Below are 17,235 nucleotides of genomic sequence, written 5' to 3'. Positions count from 1 at the left end.
ACGGGCTTGGCGACGGGTTAATCCAAGACATGCGCGCGACGCAGTTCCCTGGCCTCGAACGCGACGCAGTTCCCTGGCCTCAGATCCGGGCCGCAAGCGCTAATCTGAGCAGTTCAAAATAAGCTAGACTGGGCCTGCACTCACCGTGCTGCGCGCCCTGTTCCTCCGCCAGGCGCGGGAACCGCTGTTTCGCTTCCAAGGAGCCGCTGGCCGCATGACCGACCTCATCGACACCACTGAGATGTATCTCCGCACCATCCTCGAACTCGAGGAGGAGGGGATCGTTCCCCTGCGGGCGCGCATCGCGGAGCGCCTTCGGCACTCGGGTCCCACGGTGTCGCAGACGGTCGCCCGCATGGAGCGTGACGGCCTCGTGGTGGTGACGGGGGACCGCCACCTCGAGCTCACGGTCCTGGGGCGCAAGCGCGCAACCGAGGTCATGCGCAAGCACCGGCTCGCCGAGCGGCTCCTGTCCGACGTCATCGGGCTCGACTGGGCCTATGTCCACGACGAGGCCTGCCGTTGGGAGCACGTCATGAGCGAGCGCGTCGAGCGGCGTCTGTACGAGCTCTTGGGGCGCCCGAGCGAATCGCCGTACGGCAACCCGATCCCCGGACTCGAGGCCCTTGGCGGCGAGCCCTCAGAGGCTTTCACAGTAGGTGTGATCACCCTGGTCGATGCTATGCGGGAGTATGCGCCGGGGTCGCGGGTCATGGTGTGCCGCCTCGCGGAGCCGATCCAAGTGGACCCTGAGCTCCTCGCCCAGCTCGACGAGGGCGGGATCCGTCCGGGGGCGAAGCTCGCGCTCGAGCGGGTTGGCGACTACATCTCGGTGCGGACGCCCGAGGTCGACGGCGCCCTCGAGCTTCCCGTCGAGGTCGCCGCCCACGTCTTTGTCTCGATCTCGTGAGTGCGGCTGGCTCGTGACCGCCGCTGGATTTGGGTCACTGTAGCCTGTGGGACAGATCTCACAGGTTCGAACACGCCGAGAAGGAAAAAATCTACTTCTTGGACAAATGAGAGAACGCTACCCGCGACCGCTATCTCACTAAAGGTCACGGCAAGATCACGAATCGCCCTCGGGTGACACTTCTCACTCACCCTGCCATCGAGTCGTGAACCGACTCAATGGACCCTTGAAGGGGCGGCAAGCCCGTGATTCCGGGGTTTTTGGACCAAGATCCGTGTCCTGGCCGTGATCATCTGAGATACCGCTGTGATCCGAATGTGACTTTCCGTGAGAAGTCGGCTACGCTCGTTCGTGTTCCAGCTCCAACCAAGTTGGAACATCCGGTCGGATTGCCTAGCTCTGCCGCTGGCCGGAGTCCGTTCGCACAACCGTCTGGCAGGGGCGGGGGAACCAATTTCGGGCCTCCTCACGGAGGTCCTTGGGGTAAAGCAGCCCGGTGCTTGCACCGGGAGGCCGGATACTTCCAGTCCGAACCCGACAGCTCACCTCGCAGGCATTGGGAGAGGCTACCTCTGTGTCGTCACGCAACGTCATTGCGCGTCGTTGGGCCATGCCGGCCCGCAACAGCCGTACCACGGCTGCTGCTCCGGCCATGCCCGATGACGCAGGCATCGTCGGCCGTACGGCCGTCGCCGCTGCGCCACGCTTGACTGTTGCCACGGGTTCGCCCGTGTCAAACAAGCTGCAGCGCAAAGCCTCGGTCCTCTCCGACGTCGGCAGCGCCCGCTTCTCGAGCGTCGTCGCGTCAAAGAAGTCGATTTCCGGCATGCACTCGCACGCCGCCGGTTGCGGCTTCTGTACGTTCCGCTGACCCCCTGACCGTGAGGGTTCACGGCCGTCCCCCAACGGCCGCGTCCTCATCCGCGTGCCAAAACCCCCAGGCGCGCGGGCGACGAAAGAGAGAAACGCCCCAGATGTCCACTCGTGCTGGAATCGCTCGGCACCGGGCCGAGAACACCTCCTCCATCGCCATCATCGCGAAGGCCGTGACGGAGAACGCCGGCGGCATGGGCCGTCAGGCTGCCGTCATCGCTGCCGCTTCGGGCCTGGTCCTGACGAGCGGCGTTGCCGCCAACGCGGCCGAGCTCCCCACTCAGCGTGATGCTTCCGCACCTGCTGCTCTGCAGGTCCAGACCGCCGTTGACGCCAACGTCGCCGCCGATGCTGGTGCCCAGGTGAGCTTCGAGCGGCCGGCCGTCGGGTCGGAAGCCGCTCCGGCTCCTGCTCCGGCGCCTGCCCCTGTTCAGCAGGCCGCGACCAACGTCACTCCCGCAGCGGATACCACTCCCGCCCCCGCCCCTGCCGCTACGACGACGGCCACCGCGACCGCCGCCGTCCAGACGGCTCCCGCCGCCTCCTCGAGCGGGAAGGGCGCGGCGATCGCCGCTGCCGCCTACGCACAGCTCGGCGTCCACCAGGACTGCACGATGCTTGTGACGAACGCGCTCGCCGCGGTCGGCATCTACTTCCACGGCTGGCCGGCCGACTACATGTCCCTCGGCCACATTGTGAGTGGCTCCGAGGCCCAGCCCGGCGACCTCGTGTACTACCAGAACGGTGGCATGGGCATGGCCCACATCGCCGTCTACGTCGGCAACGGCATGGCTGTCCACGGCGGTTGGGACGGCGACAACACTGTTCTCTACAGCGTGAACGTCGGTTCCGGCCCCGTCTTCATCCACGTCGACCGCTGATCCCGGTCTTCTCCTAAAACGGCGCCTCTCCCTGAAGGGAGGGGCGCCGTTTTTGGTATCAGGGGAGTGAACAATCGGTAGAGGTTGCGGCCGAACACCGTCGTGGTTCGTAAAACTGCAAATTCGTTCAGTACTCTAAAAGGGTCGATCAGCCCGACCATGCACAGGGCAGCCGGCCCTGTGCCCCTGATCGGGTGCGGCCGTGAAGAGGAACGCAGCATGCGCACACTCGTCCTGAATGCCGGTTACGAACCATTGGCGGTAGTGAGCTTCCGCCGGGCCCTCGTGCTTGTCCTCGCCGGAAAGGCGAGCATCGTCGCGGAGGACGGCGATCCAGTCGTCGGTCCGCGCGATGTGCTCGGGCGCCCGTCAGTGATCCTGCTCAACCGCTACATCAGACCCCGGAGAACGCACACCGCGACGGTCAGCAGACGCGGGGTGCTTCGCAGAGACGGGCACCTGTGTGCTTACTGCGGCAAGACCGCCCACACCATCGACCATGTGCTTCCGAAGTCGCGCGGCGGCCAGGACACCTGGGAGAATCTGGTGGCGTGCTGCCTGCGCTGCAACAACCTCAAGGGAGACCACACTCCAGCCGAGATGGGGTGGAAGCTTCGCTTCACTCCCCAGACCCCGGTCGGGACGATCTGGCAGATCAAGGAACTCGAGAAGCCGATCGCCCAGTGGAGTCCCTTCCTCCTCCCGGAGTCGGCGGCCTGAACGCCCACCAGAAGGCGCCCGCGTTCGATGCTGTCATCCTGGCCGGGGGCCGGGCTTCGCGGCTCGGCGGCTACCCCAAGCCCCAGCTCGTCTATGAGGGCGTCACGCTGCTCGATCGCGCCCTCGGTGCCGTGGGCGGGGCGGAGAGGGTCGTCGTCGTGGGCCCCCGACAGCACGTGCCTCGCTCCGTGGGCTGGGCGCGCGAGTCGCCGCTGTTCGCTGGGCCCGTCGCCGCCCTTGGAGCGGGCGTCGCCGCGCTCGCTCCGTCGATCGAAGGGCGGGGCGCACCGTGGGTCGCCGTCCTTGCCGCGGATCTCCCGCGCGCGGGCGAGGCGTTCGCCCCTCTTCTTGCGGCCTGCGCGCTTGAACCCCCCGCCGACGTCGTGCTCGCCGAGGATGAAGGGGGCCGCCCGCAGCCGCTCCTCGCACTGTACCGGCGCGCTCCCCTCGAACGGGCCCTCGCCGCCTTGGCCGACGACGGCGGTCTGGCCGACCGGCCCTTGCGGCATCTCGTTGCTAGGCTGTCGGTGCAGCCCCTGCGCCTGAAGCCAGGCCTGGCCGACGACGTCGACACATGGTCCTCCGCGGAGCGTTGGGGCATCCCCCGCCCGGAACGACCGGGCGCGCAGAGCGAGTACGAGGAGCCCGAGATGCCGGAGACGGACAACGACGAGATCCTGCGGGCATGGTGCGCCGAGCTTGTTGAGGCCTTCGAGCTCGATGGGCTCGAGGTCGACATCGACGCGGTGCTCGGTCTCGCGGGGGTGGCCGCGCACGGTGTCGTGCGCCCAGCGGCACCGCTCACGACCTTCATCGCGGCCTACGCGGCAGGGTTTGCCGCGGGCAGCGGGCAAGCCGGAGAGAAGGTCGCGATGGAATCGGCCATCGACGTCGCGCGCCGGGCCCTGAAGTCGCGGGCCGATCGGGCCGGGTCCGGGGAATGAGCGACGGCGCCGCGGGCGCCGCGCACTCCCTGCACCACTCATGGTCGGAGGCCCGCGCGGCGGCGGCCGCGGCGGGATCCCCGATTCCGCCGGCCGAAGCCCCGCTCTCTGCGTGCGCGGGCCGGGCCTTGGCAAAGGACCTCACCGCGCTCACGCCGTTGCCCCACTACGCGTCGTCGGCCATGGATGGCTGGGCGGTGAGCGGCACTGGGCCGTGGATCCTCGCCGAGCCTGGGGAACCACTCGCCGCGCATCAGGCGAGCCCCATCGTGACGGGGGGCGCGCTGCCAGCGGGGGCCCGTGCCGTCCTGCGCCGCGAGTACGGCGAGATCGCGCCGGATGACGAAGGCCTCCCGCACCTCCGCCTGGGCCCCGCGGCGCCCCCCGGCTCGCCTTCCGGCGGGGCGGACCTCCGACCCGCCGGAGAGGAAGCCCAGCCCGGAGACGTCTTGCTGCCGGTGGGCACGGAGCTCGGACCAGCCCAGCTCGCGCTGGCCGCGATCGCCGGGTATGACGAACTTCCGGTCGAGGGGCGGCCACTAGTTCGGATCGTGCGCACGGGCTCAGAGGTCGTCGAGTCGGGGATGCCCGAGCCGGGACGGGTCCGCGACGTCTTCAGTTTCCTCATCCCACCGCTTGTGGCGGCCTACGGGGGGATCCTCGTGGGCCAGCAGAAGATCGGCGACGCCGCCGAGGAGTGGCATGCGGCCCTCGCGGACGACGCCGTAGCAGACACGGCGGTAGAAGACGCGGTAGAAGACGCGGTAGAAGACGCGGTAGAAGGAAGCGGAAGCGCGAGCGCCCCATCACAACTCGGCCCGGCCGACGTCGTCATCACCACGGGCGGCACCGGCAAAGGCGAGTCCGATCACCTGCGCGACGTCGTCGCCCGGCTGGGCGGACGCCTGCTCGTCGACGGCATCTCGATGCGGCCCGGCCACCCGACGGTTCTCGCGGAACTGCCTGACGGGCGGTTCTTCGTGGGACTCCCGGGAAACCCTCTTGCCGCGGTCATGGGCTTTCTTGCCGTGGGGGAGCCGCTCCTCTCCACCCTCGGGGGACGCCCTCCGTTGAATACGGTCGAGTTGCCGTCGGGAACCGTCTTCGAGCCCGAGCTCAAGCGGACGCGGCTCGTCCCCTTCCGGCGCATGTATGGGATGGCGTCGCCGGCCGGTGCCACCGGGTCGGGGATGCTGCGCGGGCTCGCGCGGGCCGACGGCGTCATGGTGATCCCGCCACACGGCGTCCAGCTCGGCGAACCTGTGCAGGTGCTGCCGCTCCCGTGGGGACGGCCGCTCGTCGAGCCCGCCGTGGAAACTGCCGCCAAGCCGAAGCCGAAGCGTAGGAGCGTCTCGTCGAAGGAGCCCGTGGACTGGAGCGCGCTCGATGCCTGATCGCAGACAGCGCCGGCCGCGCTCGTTTTGAGGCGGCTGGGAGGGGCAGGATGGTGTTTACGAGCAGTGATGGAGGGATCCCCATGGGCCGGCTGAGCCAGCGGCGCCGCGTGCGCAAGTTCGTCCTCGGCAGCGAATATCCGGTGCGGGACAAGGAGGATGTGCTCGCAGTCGAGGAGCCGCTCGAGATCCGTCTCTCAGGTCCCTCCCGAACCTTCACCTACAGCGTCACCATGCGCACGCCGGGAGACGACTTCGACCTCGTCGCCGGCTTCCTCGTCTCCGAGGGCGTCGTGTGGGAGCCCGGGCAGATCATCGCCGAGCGGTTCTGCGGCGGCGAGGACGAGGACGGGCGCCAGACATTCAACGTGGTCCAGGCCCAATTGCGCCCGGACGTCACGATGCCCGAGACCGGCCGCGCGGTCTACACGTCCAGCTCGTGCGGCATCTGCGGGACGGATTCGATCGAGTCCGTCCGGCGCTCGGGGCACCACAGTCCAGCGGACGACGGCGTTCGCCTCCTCCCTGAGCTCGTCGCCGGCCTGCCTGCCCGGCTCCGCGAGGCGCAGGGGCTCTTCGACAAGACCGGCGGCGTGCACGCCGCAGGCCTCTTCCGCGTGGGCGAGGGCGGGACGTCGGCGGAGCTGTTGTGCCTGCGGGAGGACGTGGGGCGGCACAATGCGGTGGACAAGGTCATCGGGTGGGCCCTGCGATCAAGAGCGCTCCCGCTGTCCGGCACCGTGCTGCAGGTCTCGGGCAGGGCTTCATTCGAGCTCGTACAGAAGGCCGCGATGGCGGGGATCCCGGTGCTCGCCGCGGTCAGCGCGCCGTCCTCGCTCGCCGCGGAGCTTGCCGAAGAGACTGGCGTCACCCTCATCGGCTTCAGCCGAGGCGCGGGGTTCAACGTCTACGCGGGGCACGAAAGGCTGCTCTCCTGACGCAGAACTCTCAGCCAGGAGCGGAAAGGCAAGCGCTTCCACTCGCGGCTACGGTCGAGTAGGTTTGAAGGGGGACCGTTACTCCATCGATTGGATCGAGAGAGCACGTGCACGACGACCGGCTCATCACTGAAGCGCGCATCGACAGATTTCTTCGAGATCGGCTCGAACCGGCCATCTACCGCCGGAGCATCCCGCTCACTGCCGAGCGGTGGGACGCTCCGGGGGAGCCGGTCCGGGTGACGGAGGCGCTCGGGCAGAAGTATCGGCCCGCTCAAGAGGGAGAGGCCTGGGGGCCGACCTGGGGGACCACGTGGCTGCGGCTCTCAGCCGACGTGCCCGAGGGGTGGGGTGAGGCAGGCTTCGAGGTGGAGGCCGTCGTCGACCTCGGCTTCTCACCCCAAGTGCCGGGCTTCCAATGCGAGGGACTCGCCTGGTCCGTCGAAGCGACGCCGATCAAGGCCGTGAACCCCCGCAATCGCTACATCCCGCTCGCGGCGCTCGGCGGAGGCCCCGCCGTCGTCTTCTACCTCGAAGCGGCGGCGAACCCGGACCTAGCGCAGAATTGGGGCTTCGTGCCCACAGCCCAAGGCGACCTTGAGACGGCCAGCCGCGAGCCCCTCTACAGGCTCGGCCGGATGGAGCTCGCTGAGCGCGACCTCGAGGTATGGGAGCTCGTGCAGGACGTGTACAGCATCCGCGGGCTCATGCACGAACTCCCGATGGATCGCCCGAGGCGCTACGAGATCCTGCGCGCCCTCGAGCGGATGTGCGACGTCATGGACCCCGACAACGTCTCCCGCACCGCGGCCTCCGGGCGCGAGGCCCTCGCCGGGGTGCTCGCGGCCCCGGCCACGGCGAGTTCGATGCGCCTCGTGGCAACGGGACACGCGCACATCGACTCGGCATGGCTCTGGCCCGTGCGAGAGACGATGCGCAAGTGCGCCCGCACGTTCTCCAACGTCGTCTCGCTCATGGACGCCGACCCGGAGTTCACGTTCGCGTGCTCGTCCGCCCAGCAGCTCGCGTGGATCAAGGATCTCTATCCGGACCTCTTCGAGCGCATCAAGGAGAAGGTCGCGGAGGGCCGATTCGTGCCCGTGGGGGGCATGTGGGTCGAGGCGGACGGCAACATGCCCGGCGGCGAGGCGATGGCGCGCCAGTTCATCGAGGGCAAGCACTTCTTCCTCGGGGAGTTCGGGGTGGAATGCGAGGAGTGCTGGCTGCCGGACTCGTTCGGCTACTCCGCCTCCCTGCCGCAGATCGTGAAGTCTGCCGGCGCGCGCTACTTCCTCACCCAGAAGACCTCGTGGAATCAGGTCAACAGGATCCCCCACCACAGCTTCTACTGGGAGGGGATCGACGGGAGCCGCGTCTTCACCCACTTCCCTCCGACCGACAACTACAACTCCGACCTCGCCGCCTCCGAGCTCGCGTACGCCGAGCGCAACTTCCGCGAGAAGGGCCGCGCCACCTTGGGGCTCGTCCCGTTCGGCTACGGCGACGGCGGCGGCGGCCCGACCCGGGAGATGCTCGCTGCCGCCCACCGCGCCCGGGACCTCGAGGGCTCACCCCGGGTCGAGCTGGGGCGGCCGAGCGACTTCTTCGCCGAGGCGGAGGCCGAGTACCCCGACGCTCCCGTCTGGACCGGCGAGATGTACCTCGAGAAGCACCGCGGCACCTTCACGACCCAGGCGGGAACGAAGCGCGGAAACCGGCGTTGCGAGCACCTCCTGCGCGAGGCCGAGCTCTGGTGCGCGACTGCGACCGTCCGGGCCGGTGCCGTGTACCCGGCTGCCGACCTCAAGCGGCTCTGGCGCACGGTCCTCCTGCAGCAGTTCCACGACATACTGCCCGGAAGTGCAATCGCGTGGGTCCACCACGATGCCGAGTGCAACTACGCCGCAGTCGAGGCCGAACTCGAGCGGATCATCGCCGCGGCCGCGCGCGCCGTCGTCGGCGAGGGCAGCACGCCTCTCCTGCTCAACGCCGCGCCGCACGCACGCGAGGGCGTCCCCGCTCTGGGGGCCCGCGCCGTAGTGCGTTCTGCCTCCGACGCTGAGGTGGGCGAGCGGACGACGGCGGGTGGCCGCCGCTGGGTCCTCGAGAACAGCCTCGTGCGGGCCGAAGTCGACGAGCGCGGGCTGCTCGTGTCGCTGCGCGACGCCGCAAGCGGGCGCGAGGCCATTGCGCCGGGCGAGGCGGGCAATCTCCTCGAACTGCATCGGGACACGCCCAACGAATGGGACGCGTGGGACATCGACGTTTTCTACCGGCGCGTCTCGACCCGGCTCGACGAGGCGACCTCGGTTGCCGTGGCGCCGGGCACTCGCGCGGAGGCCTCGATCGAGGTGCGACGTGAGTTCGGCGAATCGAGCGTCACGCAGCGCCTTGTGCTCGCGCCGGGCTCCCCGTCGCTGCGGATCGAGACGACCGTCGACTGGCATGAGCGGGAGAAGCTCCTCAAGCTCGGCTTCCCGCTCGATCTGAGGGCCGAGCGTTCCGCGTCCGAGATCCAGTTCGGCCACGTGTTCCGCCCCATCGCGACCAATACCTCGTGGGACTGGGCCCGCTTCGAGACGTGTGCTCACCGCTGGATCCACGTGGGGGAAGGGACCTTCGGGGTCGCCGTCACGAACTCGTCCACCTACGGGCACGACGTCACGCGGAGCGTCCGCGCGGACGGAGGCACCACGACGCTCGTGCGGCTTTCGCTGCTCCGCTCCCCGTGCTATCCCGACCCGGAGACGGACCAGGGGCGGCACGAGTTCATCGTGACGGTGCGCCCGGGCGCCGGGATCGAGGACGCTGTCGAGGAGGGCTACCGGACGAACCTCGAGCCGAGGATCGTGGACGGCGCGCGCGAGGCGGCTCCGCTCGTGGCGGTTGACAACCCGGGTGTGGTTGTGGAGGCCGTCAAGCTTGCGGAGGACGGCTCGGGCGACGTCGTCGTGCGGCTCTACGAGTCACGCGGCGAGCGGGCAGCGGCCAATGTCGTTCCGGGATTCGCTGCGGCGGGAGTCAGTTCTGTCGACCTGCTTGAGCGGCCGTGGGCGAGCGGTGAGGCAACAGCGGCCCGCGTGGTGAGCGGGCCCGAGGGCTCCGCGTCGATGGTTTTGAGACCGTTCCAGATCGTGACGCTGAGGTTCCGGAGGGATCTGTAGAAGCTCTTCCTGGGCTGAGTGGAGGCGGCCCGAAGGCCGCCGCCACTCATCCCCCCAATGCAGAAGCGCCCATCCCCCTGACGGTCGCGTTCACACATCCATGATTCTGGCACACAGTAATGAATTTGTGAACTCGTTCATCAAGTGTGTGGATTTTTTACTTCTGTGTCGGCGAAGTTACGGCGGCGCGCCCTGCCGATGAGCGACGACACCCAGACGAGGGCGAGCCCCGAGCAGAGCAGCAGGATCGTGCTGTAGTTGATCGTCTGGGACAGCCACAGGTCCTCCTTCGGGAGGACCGTGATGATGTTCGAAATGGCTAGGTCGAAGTAGCCGAGGCCGAGCAGCGCCGCGGCCCAGCGCAGGAGAGCGGGGCCCGGACGCCGCACCGCCGCCGTGAGGACTGGAAGCAGCACAATCCCGGTGAACGTCGGATAGAGCCGCCCCATCGTGCCGTAGATGGCCGGCCACAGCTCAAGGTCCGGCGTGTTGAATCCGACGCGTGAGGTGGCCAGATCGGAAAGCACGAACGAGGCCACGAGGACTGCGCTCGCCGCGGCGAGCAGCCCGAGCCCGAAGGGGCCGAGGAGCGCGCGCTCGGCCCGGAAGCCGGAGAACGCGCGGGCCACGCGGACGCCGAGCAGGAGCGTGAAGCCGAAGATGATGAAGCGCAGGACGAGGTTGGCTACGTTGTGGCCGCCGAGAAGGTGGTCGACCGCGAGGTAGGGGCCACCGATGCTGAGCAGGACGGCGAGGTCGAGCAACGTCATGAGCCAGAACATGAGTCGGTTGTGCCCGCGCAGGAAGGCGGGCAGCCGGGTCAGCAGGAGGATTGTGACGATCGCGCACGTCCCCCATTGGAGCAAGATCACGCTAGATGATCCCATGCTCGGCGGGAGGCGCGCTCGTCGTGCTCCTGGCGCTTGAGGGAGCGGCCTAGCACGGCGAGCCGCTCCGAGGCGAGCAGCGTCAGCTCCGCATCGCTCAGCCGCCCCAAGGCGTCTTGGACGGCCGACGGCGGCCATCCCGCCTCGTCCGCCGTCACGAGGCCCGTGACCACGAGCCCGTTGCGGAGTCCGACGCCGGCCTCCCGCGCCGTGCGGACGGCGAGCTCGGGCGTTAGCCGGTTAGCGCTCAGCTGCGCCGAGTAGTTCTGGGGGGCGATGCCCGCGGCGAGGCTCACGCGGTGGCGGAGTTCGCCGTCGTCAATTGCCTCGACCCACTGGCGCACGGCGGGCTGCTCTCCGAGGGGCAGCTCGCCGGGCTGCGGCGGAGCCGGCACAGAGGGCTGGGCTCCGACGCGCACGAGGAGCTCCTGGAGCAGCCGCGCGGTCGGGGTTTGGCTCAGTACCTCTGCATCCGTGGGCGGCGCGACGCTCGCGGCGAGCTCGCGGTACTGGTCGAAGTCCGCGAGGCCCAGCACGGGATTGCGTCCGTAGGCGCGCGCGACGGCGACGACGGTCGTCTCCGCGACCTTTCCGCGCACCAGCTGCTGGGCGAGGGTGCTCCGCTTGACGCCCGACTGACGGCACACGTCGGCGGTACTCGACCCAGGGGCCAGCTGGCTGATCCAGCGCTGGAACGCGATGGCGGAGACGGACATTCAGGACCTTCCTCGTCAGGTCGGGCGGCTCCCAGAGATAGATGGCGTAGCGACCGATTTTGATTTTACGACCGTCTCGGGGTGGTCTATGCTGAATTCAAGCCCGTCGGCTCGCGCACCCCCCAATCGCGAGCCGGCGGGCCCTTCAATTCCTAGGCCAGATCCCTCCTGCGGACGGCTCATTTCTGCGGCCAGCCCAGTTGTGCGAGGCGTGCGCGGCCGGGCCTATCCTTACTAGGCACGGAAAGGCGGTGACCGGCGCATGAGCATGGACCGGGCGGCGTGGAGCTACATGCACGCCATGGGCAAGGCAAAGGATGGGGCCAATCCCTTCACCAAGGTCACCCTCAAGCGGGTCCTGGGCTTCGCCCGGCCCTACCGCCTGCGGATCCTGGTCTTCGTCATCGTCTCGATCCTCGACGCGGTGGTCTCCGTGGCCACACCGGTCCTCGCGGGCCAAGTCGTGGACGCGATCGTGGCCCGCTCGGGCCTGGGTCCCGTGGTCTTCCTTGCGGCGCTCATCGGCGTCCTCGCGATAGCGGACGCTGGCTTCAGCCTCCTCTCGCGGTGGATGTCCTCGCTCATCGGCGAGGGGGTGATCCTCGATCTGCGCCGCGCCGTCTTCGACCACGTGCAGAAGATGCCGATCGCCTTCTTCATGCGCACGCGCACCGGTGCCCTCGTGAGCCGGCTCAACAACGACGTCATCGGCGCGCAGTCGGCCTTCGCCGGCACACTGAGCGGCGTGGTGAGCAACAGCGTCTCGCTCATCCTGACCATCGCGGTCATGGTGCAGAAGTCGTGGCTCGTGACGCTCCTCTCGCTCCTCCTCTTGCCGTTGTTCCTGCTGCCCGCGCGGCGCATGGGCGCGAAGATCGCCGACATGCGCCGCGAGGCGGCCGCGTACAACGCCGCGATGGGCAACCAGATGACCGAGCGCTTCTCGGCGCCCGGCGCAACGCTCATCAAGCTGTTCGGCCGGCCCGACGAGGAATCCGCCGAGTTCGCCGCAAAGGCAAAGCGCGTGCGGGATATCGGCGTCCGGAGCACGGTCCTCGCGTTCGCCTTCATCACGTCGCTCACGCTGGTCTCCTCGCTGGCCCTAGCCCTCGTCTACGGGGTGGGCGGCTGGCTCGCGGTGAGCGGGCAGATGGCGGCGGGCGACGTCGTCGTGCTCGCCCTGCTGCTCACGAAGCTGTACGCACCCATCACGTCACTGTCCAACGCCCGCGTGGACGTCATGAGCGCGCTCGTGAGCTTCGAGCGCGTCTTCGAGGTGCTCGACCTCGTCCCGCTCATCCGCGAGAAGGATTCGGCGCGGCCGCTCCCGGAAGGGCCGGTCTCGGTCGAGTTCGACGACGTGCGGTTCTCCTACCCCTCGGCGGAAAAGGTCTCGCTCGCCTCGCTCGAAGAGGTCGCCGTGCTCGACACGCGGGGAGGCGAGCAAGTCCTCCACGGGCTCTCGTTCGCGGTCGAGCCGGGCCAGACGGTCGCGCTCGTCGGGTCGTCGGGGGCCGGGAAGTCGACGACGGCGCAGCTCATCGCGCGCCTGTACGACGTCGACTCGGGGGCCGTGCGGATCGGCGGGGTCGACGTGCGGGACACCACGTTCGATTCGCTCCGCGGCACGGTCGGGATGGTGACCCAAGACGGCCACCTCTTCCACGAATCCATCGCGACCAACCTGCGCCTCGCCGCCCCGGTCGCGACCGACGACGAACTGTGGGACGCGCTGCGGCGCGCGAGGCTCGACGGAATGGTCCGTTCGTTGCCGGACGGCCTCGAGACGGTCGTGGGGGAGCGCGGCTACCGGCTCTCCGGCGGCGAGCGCCAGCGGCTCACGATCGCCCGGCTGCTGCTCGCGCAGCCGCGCGTCGTCATCCTCGACGAGGCGACGGCCTCGCTCGACTCCACGAACGAGGCGGCCGTTCAGGCCGCCCTCACGGAGGCCCTTGAGGGCCGTACGGCGCTCGTCATCGCCCACCGCCTCTCGACCATCCGGGCGGCCGACCAGATCCTCGTCGTCGAGGAGGGCCGGATCGTGGAGCGCGGGACCCACGCCGACCTGCTCGCGGCCAGGGGCCGCTACGCCGAGCTGTACAACACGCAGTTCGCCCAGGCGGTCGCGGTTGCCGAGGACGCCGGGGTGGACCTCGCGGGTTAGGCTCGTCCCGTGCCTCCGATCGTCGTTTCCGCCGTCTGCGTCTTCTCCTCCGATGGTCGCCTTTTGACCGTCCGGAAGCGCGGGACGAGCCGCTTCATGCACCCCGGCGGGAAGCCGGAACCGGGCGAGACCGCGGCGCAGGCCGCGAGCCGCGAGCTCGCCGAAGAGGTCGGGATCCTCGTGGCTGCTGATGAGCTCGAGCCGATGGGGTTCTGGGTTGCCGGGGCCGCGAACGAAGCCGGTATGGACATCGAGGCGACCGTCTTCACCGCTCCGGGGACCCACGATCCTGCCGAGATCCACGCTTCAGCCGAGATCGCCGAGCTCCGCTGGCTCGACCTCGGTGGGGAGCTGCCGGAAGACCTCGCGCCGCTCCTGACCGACCACGTGCTCCCGGCCCTCAGGAATGTCGCGTGAGGGTGCTCGTCAGGAGGAGGTCCTTCGCGGGGCCCCTGACGTCCCACACGTAGCGGAACTGGTCGGGGCCGAGGACGGTGTAGGAGACGCGGTAGTCGTCCGGGTCGCACCAGTGCTGGGCGCGCAGGCCGGACGAGTCCGCGGAGAGCGATACACGGTGGAAGAACCGCCCGTCGGGGAAGAAGACGTCCATCGTGGCGGCCGCATCGGTCGGCCGCCACACGTACTCGCGCGCCGCGGGCCCCTCGTGGTCCCCCCAGCGGACGGTTCCGTGCTCGCTCTGGAGCAGGGCGCCGTCGTCCGCTGACGCTGGGCCGGGGGCGAAGACCGTGCTTCCCATGAAGGTGCCGGTGGTGCCCGTGGAGCGATCGAGCATCCTGCGCTCGACCGCCCAGATGCCGCTCAGATAGGAGCGCAGATCCGGCACTGAATACGACAAGTGCCCCCGACCGGAATCGAACCGATGGCCTGCCCTTTAGGAGAGGGCCGCTCTATCCTACTGAGCTACGGGGGCCCGCCCGGGTGTCCCGGGCACGCTCTCAAGCATATCGTTTTCGCGCGCGGGGTTGCGCCACCGGCTGTCGGTGCTGCTCGCTAGTGTGTGCTCATGCGATCCCGCGAGACCTTCCCCGCTCCGGCGGACGTACGGCACTATCTGGGCGCGTGGTCCGCCGTGAGCGTCGTGCAGTTCTTCGTGGCCGAGGCAGTCGTCGCGCTCCGCTGGGCGGGCCCGACGCCGTACAGCCGGTCCGCGAACTTCATCAGCGACCTCGGTGCGCTACGCTGCGGGCTCCACTCGGGGAGGGAAGTCTGCTCGCCGTTGAACTGGCTCATGAACGGCTCGTTCGTGCTGCAAGGGCTTGGCATGCTCTTGGCAGCCGCCCTCATCACCTCGACCGTCCTCGGCGTTGCTGCCCGCCCCACCGAGCCTTCGCCGAGGGGGCTCACGGCGACCACGGCGGCCCGCATTCTGCTCGCCGCGGCGGGCGCCGGGCTCGTCGTCGTCGGCCTCGTCCCGGAGGATTCGATCGACGCGCTGCACCTGATCGGCGCCGGGTTCTACTTCGGGGGTGCCTCGCTGGCGCTCGTCATCCTCGGGGCGCAATGGCTCGCCCACACGGCCGCAGGGTGGGCGGTCCTCGGCCTCGGCGTGCTCTCGCTCGTCTCGACCGTGATCGGTGCCACGACCCGCCTCCAGGTACCCGAACCGGGCCTGCTCGAGCGCTTCATGGCCTATCCGATCACGTTCGGCATCGCGCTGATGGGTGCCGTCATCTTCGCTGGTGCGCAGCGCCAGCAGGCCGAGATCAGGCGTCTGCGGGCTGCTCGTCCTTCTTCTCCCGCCAGCTGACGAGCGCGATCGCCCCGCCGCCGAGCACGAGGAGGAGGAACAGCACCCAGCCGAGGACCACGAGCACCGAGGCGAGCGCCGCGAGGCCCGCGCTGAACGTGTGGGAGCCCAGGGCGTCGTCGATCGCGATCTGCCCCCAGATGCTCACGACGGCGAAGACCAGCACGCCCGCGAAACCCGCCCAGCGCACGGCCTTGGACTTGGCCCACGTGCCGAAGACGAGGAGGAAGGTAAGGGCGAAGACGACGACGAAGATCGTCCCCGCCGTCTTGTGCACGTAGCTCAGCTGCCCCAAGGCGTCGGAGTTCAGGACACCGCGGAGCTGCTGGACGTACCCCGTCGAGAAGCCGCCGATAAGCGAGTCAGGCATCGCGAGCCCGTTGCTGAGCTGCGTCATCTGGGTGAGCGTCAGCAGGTGGAAGTACCAGAACATGAACAGCGTGGCGCCCAGCGCCGCGATGATGATGAGCTTGGGGTTGCCTTCCCCCGGCTGGGCGGGCCGCATGGGCTGTACAGGGGTGCGTGCGCCTTGCTGCGCCGAGGGGGCGACGGCGGCTCTCTCGCCGTGCTTGCGGGCGCGTTGGGCGGGGGTCTTGGACATGATTCCATTATCGCTAGGCTGGTGGGGTGCCCCAGCTGACCGAAGATCTGGCCCTCGATCCTGCCCTCGACGACGCCGCGCTCGCGGCCGCCCTCGTCCGCAATGCCGGCAGTCTTGCCCTGCGAATGCGCACGGAGGGGCTCTCGGCCGAACGCAAGACCTCGGTTTCGGACATCGTCACCGCCGCGGACAAGGCCGCGGAGGCCTACGTCGTCGACCAGCTGGTGCGATGCCGTCCCGACGACGGTGTGTTCGGGGAGGAAGGAGCTTCGATCGCCTCGTCCTCCGGCCGCACGTGGGTGATCGACCCCGTCGACGGAACGTTCAACTTCTTCTCGGGCTCCCGTTACTGGTGCTCGGCGATCGCACTCCGGGGCGAGGCCGCGACGACCGAGTGCGACCCCGACGTCGACCTCGGCGCGATCTTCCAGCCTCAGGAGGACAAGCTCTGGGTCGGGGGAGCGGACGTGCCGGCGACGCTGAACGGGGAGCCCCTCGCCGGGCCCGCTGACCTGCCGCTGGCCATGCTCGGCACCGCGACCTCGATCCAGCCTCGCTGGCTCGAGCAGCCGCTCTCTGCCATGCCGTGGCACAACGCGGCCATCAAGGCCGCCTCGATCCGCATCCTCGGCTCCGGGTCGTGCGACCTCGCGCGTGTTGCCCAGGGCGAGATCGGCGCCTGGTTCCAGCACTCATGTCCCCAGTGGGACTGGCTGCCGGGGAAGGCGATCCTCGGCGCGGCAGGCGGGAGCACGGGCACCGTCGTCGTCAACGGGCTCACATGGTTCGTCGCGGGCGGCCCTACGGCGGTCGGCGAGATCCTCGCCGCCCTCGCCGAGGTGCAATTCGCCTGACGCGCGGCGGCCCCCGGGATCTGTCCGATGGTGCCTTGACCCGCGGTTTGTCCCCCCGGCTTGACCCCCCAGATTGACCCATGCTGCTTGACCCATGCTGTGAGCGATGCTGTGCTGGAAGGACCCAGTCAGCGACAGCTAGGAGGGGCATCATGGCCAGCATCGAAAACCAGGATCCGGTCCGCAGCCTCAGCGAAGACGAGGATCCGTCGCTCGACTACTCCGTGGAGCCGGATCTGCCGGTGTGGGATGACGAGGACAGCGTGATCGACGACGAGAACGTCGTCGTCGAGGCCGACCCGGCCGACATCGCTGAGCAGCACCGAAAGGTCGAGGACTGACGTCTGCCCGGCCGTGCCGGGCATTGCTGCCTCCCCCGACCCGGGGGAAAATTGTGGGAGGGACTGCTCGGCACGGCCGC

General features: G+C 69.1%; 17 protein-coding genes, 1 tRNA gene and 1 riboswitch. Of the genes, 13 read left to right on the top strand and 5 right to left on the bottom strand.

All coding sequences use genetic code 11. From position 1 onward, the window contains the following. The first annotated feature begins 214 nt into the window (after positions 1-214). From L0M17_RS15880 to L0M17_RS15845, 8 genes are all read left to right on the top strand, one after another. Positions 215-910, top strand: a complete 696-nt coding sequence (locus tag L0M17_RS15880) for an iron-dependent transcriptional repressor DtxR (protein ID WP_241055239.1) — start codon at positions 215-217, stop codon at positions 908-910. A gap of 397 nt (positions 911-1,307) precedes the next feature. After that, positions 1,308-1,480, top strand: a riboswitch (cyclic di-AMP (ydaO/yuaA leader). Between the two features lie 4 nt (positions 1,481-1,484). Beyond that, on the top strand, positions 1,485-1,781 hold the full coding sequence (locus L0M17_RS15875) for a hypothetical protein (RefSeq protein ID WP_241055237.1): 297 nt from the start codon (positions 1,485-1,487) through the stop codon (positions 1,779-1,781). 103 nt (positions 1,782-1,884) lie between these two features. Beyond that, positions 1,885-2,664, top strand: a complete 780-nt coding sequence (locus tag L0M17_RS15870; protein ID WP_241055235.1) for an NlpC/P60 family protein — start codon at positions 1,885-1,887, stop codon at positions 2,662-2,664. Positions 2,665-2,883: 219 nt separating this feature from the next. Beyond that, positions 2,884-3,384, top strand: a complete 501-nt coding sequence (locus L0M17_RS15865) for an HNH endonuclease (RefSeq protein ID WP_241055233.1) — start codon at positions 2,884-2,886, stop codon at positions 3,382-3,384. Continuing rightward, entirely contained in the window at positions 3,348-4,328 is a 981-nt protein-coding gene (locus tag L0M17_RS15860; protein ID WP_241055230.1) for an NTP transferase domain-containing protein, read from the top strand. The genes L0M17_RS15865 and L0M17_RS15860 overlap by 37 nt, the downstream gene beginning before the upstream one ends. Continuing rightward, positions 4,325-5,722 carry a molybdopterin molybdotransferase MoeA gene (locus L0M17_RS15855; protein ID WP_241055228.1) on the top strand — a complete coding sequence of 466 codons (1,398 nt, stop codon included), beginning with the start codon at positions 4,325-4,327 and terminating at the stop codon, positions 5,720-5,722. Before L0M17_RS15860 ends, L0M17_RS15855 begins: the two co-directional genes overlap by 4 nt. An 83-nt stretch (positions 5,723-5,805) precedes the next feature. Further along, positions 5,806-6,660, top strand: coding sequence for a formate dehydrogenase accessory sulfurtransferase FdhD (gene fdhD, locus L0M17_RS15850; RefSeq protein WP_241055226.1), 855 nt, complete (start codon positions 5,806-5,808; stop codon positions 6,658-6,660). 107 nt (positions 6,661-6,767) lie between these two features. After that, complete coding sequence (locus tag L0M17_RS15845) at positions 6,768-9,824, top strand: alpha-mannosidase (RefSeq protein ID WP_241055224.1); 3,057 nt, start codon at positions 6,768-6,770, stop codon at positions 9,822-9,824. A 140-nt stretch (positions 9,825-9,964) separates the two neighbouring features. Here L0M17_RS15845 and L0M17_RS15840 read toward each other — a convergent pair whose 3' ends face one another. After that, the gene (locus L0M17_RS15840) at positions 9,965-10,696 is read right to left on the bottom strand and encodes a hypothetical protein (RefSeq protein ID WP_241055222.1); all 732 of its coding nucleotides are present in this window, start codon (positions 10,694-10,696) and stop codon (positions 9,965-9,967) included. Continuing rightward, the gene (locus L0M17_RS15835) at positions 10,693-11,427 is read right to left on the bottom strand and encodes a hypothetical protein (protein WP_241055220.1); all 735 of its coding nucleotides are present in this window, start codon (positions 11,425-11,427) and stop codon (positions 10,693-10,695) included. Before L0M17_RS15835 ends, L0M17_RS15840 begins: the two co-directional genes overlap by 4 nt. A 262-nt stretch (positions 11,428-11,689) precedes the next feature. Here L0M17_RS15835 and L0M17_RS15830 point away from each other — a divergent pair, with 262 nt between their 5' ends. Beyond that, positions 11,690-13,591: an ABC transporter ATP-binding protein gene (locus L0M17_RS15830; RefSeq protein WP_241055218.1), complete on the top strand. Its 1,902-nt coding sequence runs from the start codon at positions 11,690-11,692 to the stop codon at positions 13,589-13,591. A 9-nt stretch (positions 13,592-13,600) separates the two neighbouring features. Next, complete coding sequence (locus L0M17_RS15825; protein ID WP_241055216.1) at positions 13,601-14,008, top strand: NUDIX hydrolase; 408 nt, start codon at positions 13,601-13,603, stop codon at positions 14,006-14,008. On the opposite strand, the gene L0M17_RS15820 is transcribed toward L0M17_RS15825, so the two are convergent. Next, on the bottom strand, positions 13,992-14,447 hold the full coding sequence (locus tag L0M17_RS15820) for a DUF6314 family protein (RefSeq protein WP_241055214.1): 456 nt from the start codon (positions 14,445-14,447) through the stop codon (positions 13,992-13,994). The two genes, L0M17_RS15825 and L0M17_RS15820, sit on opposite strands and share 17 nt — an antisense overlap. A gap of 1 nt (position 14,448) precedes the next feature. Then, positions 14,449-14,522, bottom strand: a tRNA-Arg gene (locus L0M17_RS15815). Between the two features lie 93 nt (positions 14,523-14,615). Between L0M17_RS15815 and L0M17_RS15810 the strand changes: the two genes are divergently transcribed. Then, positions 14,616-15,359, top strand: coding sequence for a DUF998 domain-containing protein (locus L0M17_RS15810; RefSeq protein WP_241055212.1), 744 nt, complete (start codon positions 14,616-14,618; stop codon positions 15,357-15,359). Here the strand turns inward: L0M17_RS15810 and L0M17_RS15805 are convergent. Beyond that, positions 15,316-15,960: a hypothetical protein gene (locus L0M17_RS15805; RefSeq protein ID WP_241055211.1), complete on the bottom strand. Its 645-nt coding sequence runs from the start codon at positions 15,958-15,960 to the stop codon at positions 15,316-15,318. The genes L0M17_RS15810 and L0M17_RS15805 overlap by 44 nt on opposite strands. Before the next feature lie 35 nt (positions 15,961-15,995). Between L0M17_RS15805 and L0M17_RS15800 the strand changes: the two genes are divergently transcribed. Further along, positions 15,996-16,814: an inositol monophosphatase family protein gene (locus L0M17_RS15800; RefSeq protein ID WP_255732961.1), complete on the top strand. Its 819-nt coding sequence runs from the start codon at positions 15,996-15,998 to the stop codon at positions 16,812-16,814. Positions 16,815-16,966: 152 nt separating this feature from the next. Then, positions 16,967-17,155 (top strand): hypothetical protein, encoded by a 189-nt coding sequence (locus tag L0M17_RS15795; RefSeq protein ID WP_241055208.1) that lies wholly within the window; start codon positions 16,967-16,969, stop codon positions 17,153-17,155. Positions 17,156-17,235 lie beyond the last annotated feature (80 nt).

Source organism: Sinomonas terrae (assembly GCF_022539255.1).
GTDB lineage: Bacteria > Actinomycetota > Actinomycetes > Actinomycetales > Micrococcaceae > Sinomonas > Sinomonas terrae.
Note: the sequence above shows the minus strand (reverse complement) of the source record. Positions and strands in the feature narration are given on the sequence as shown.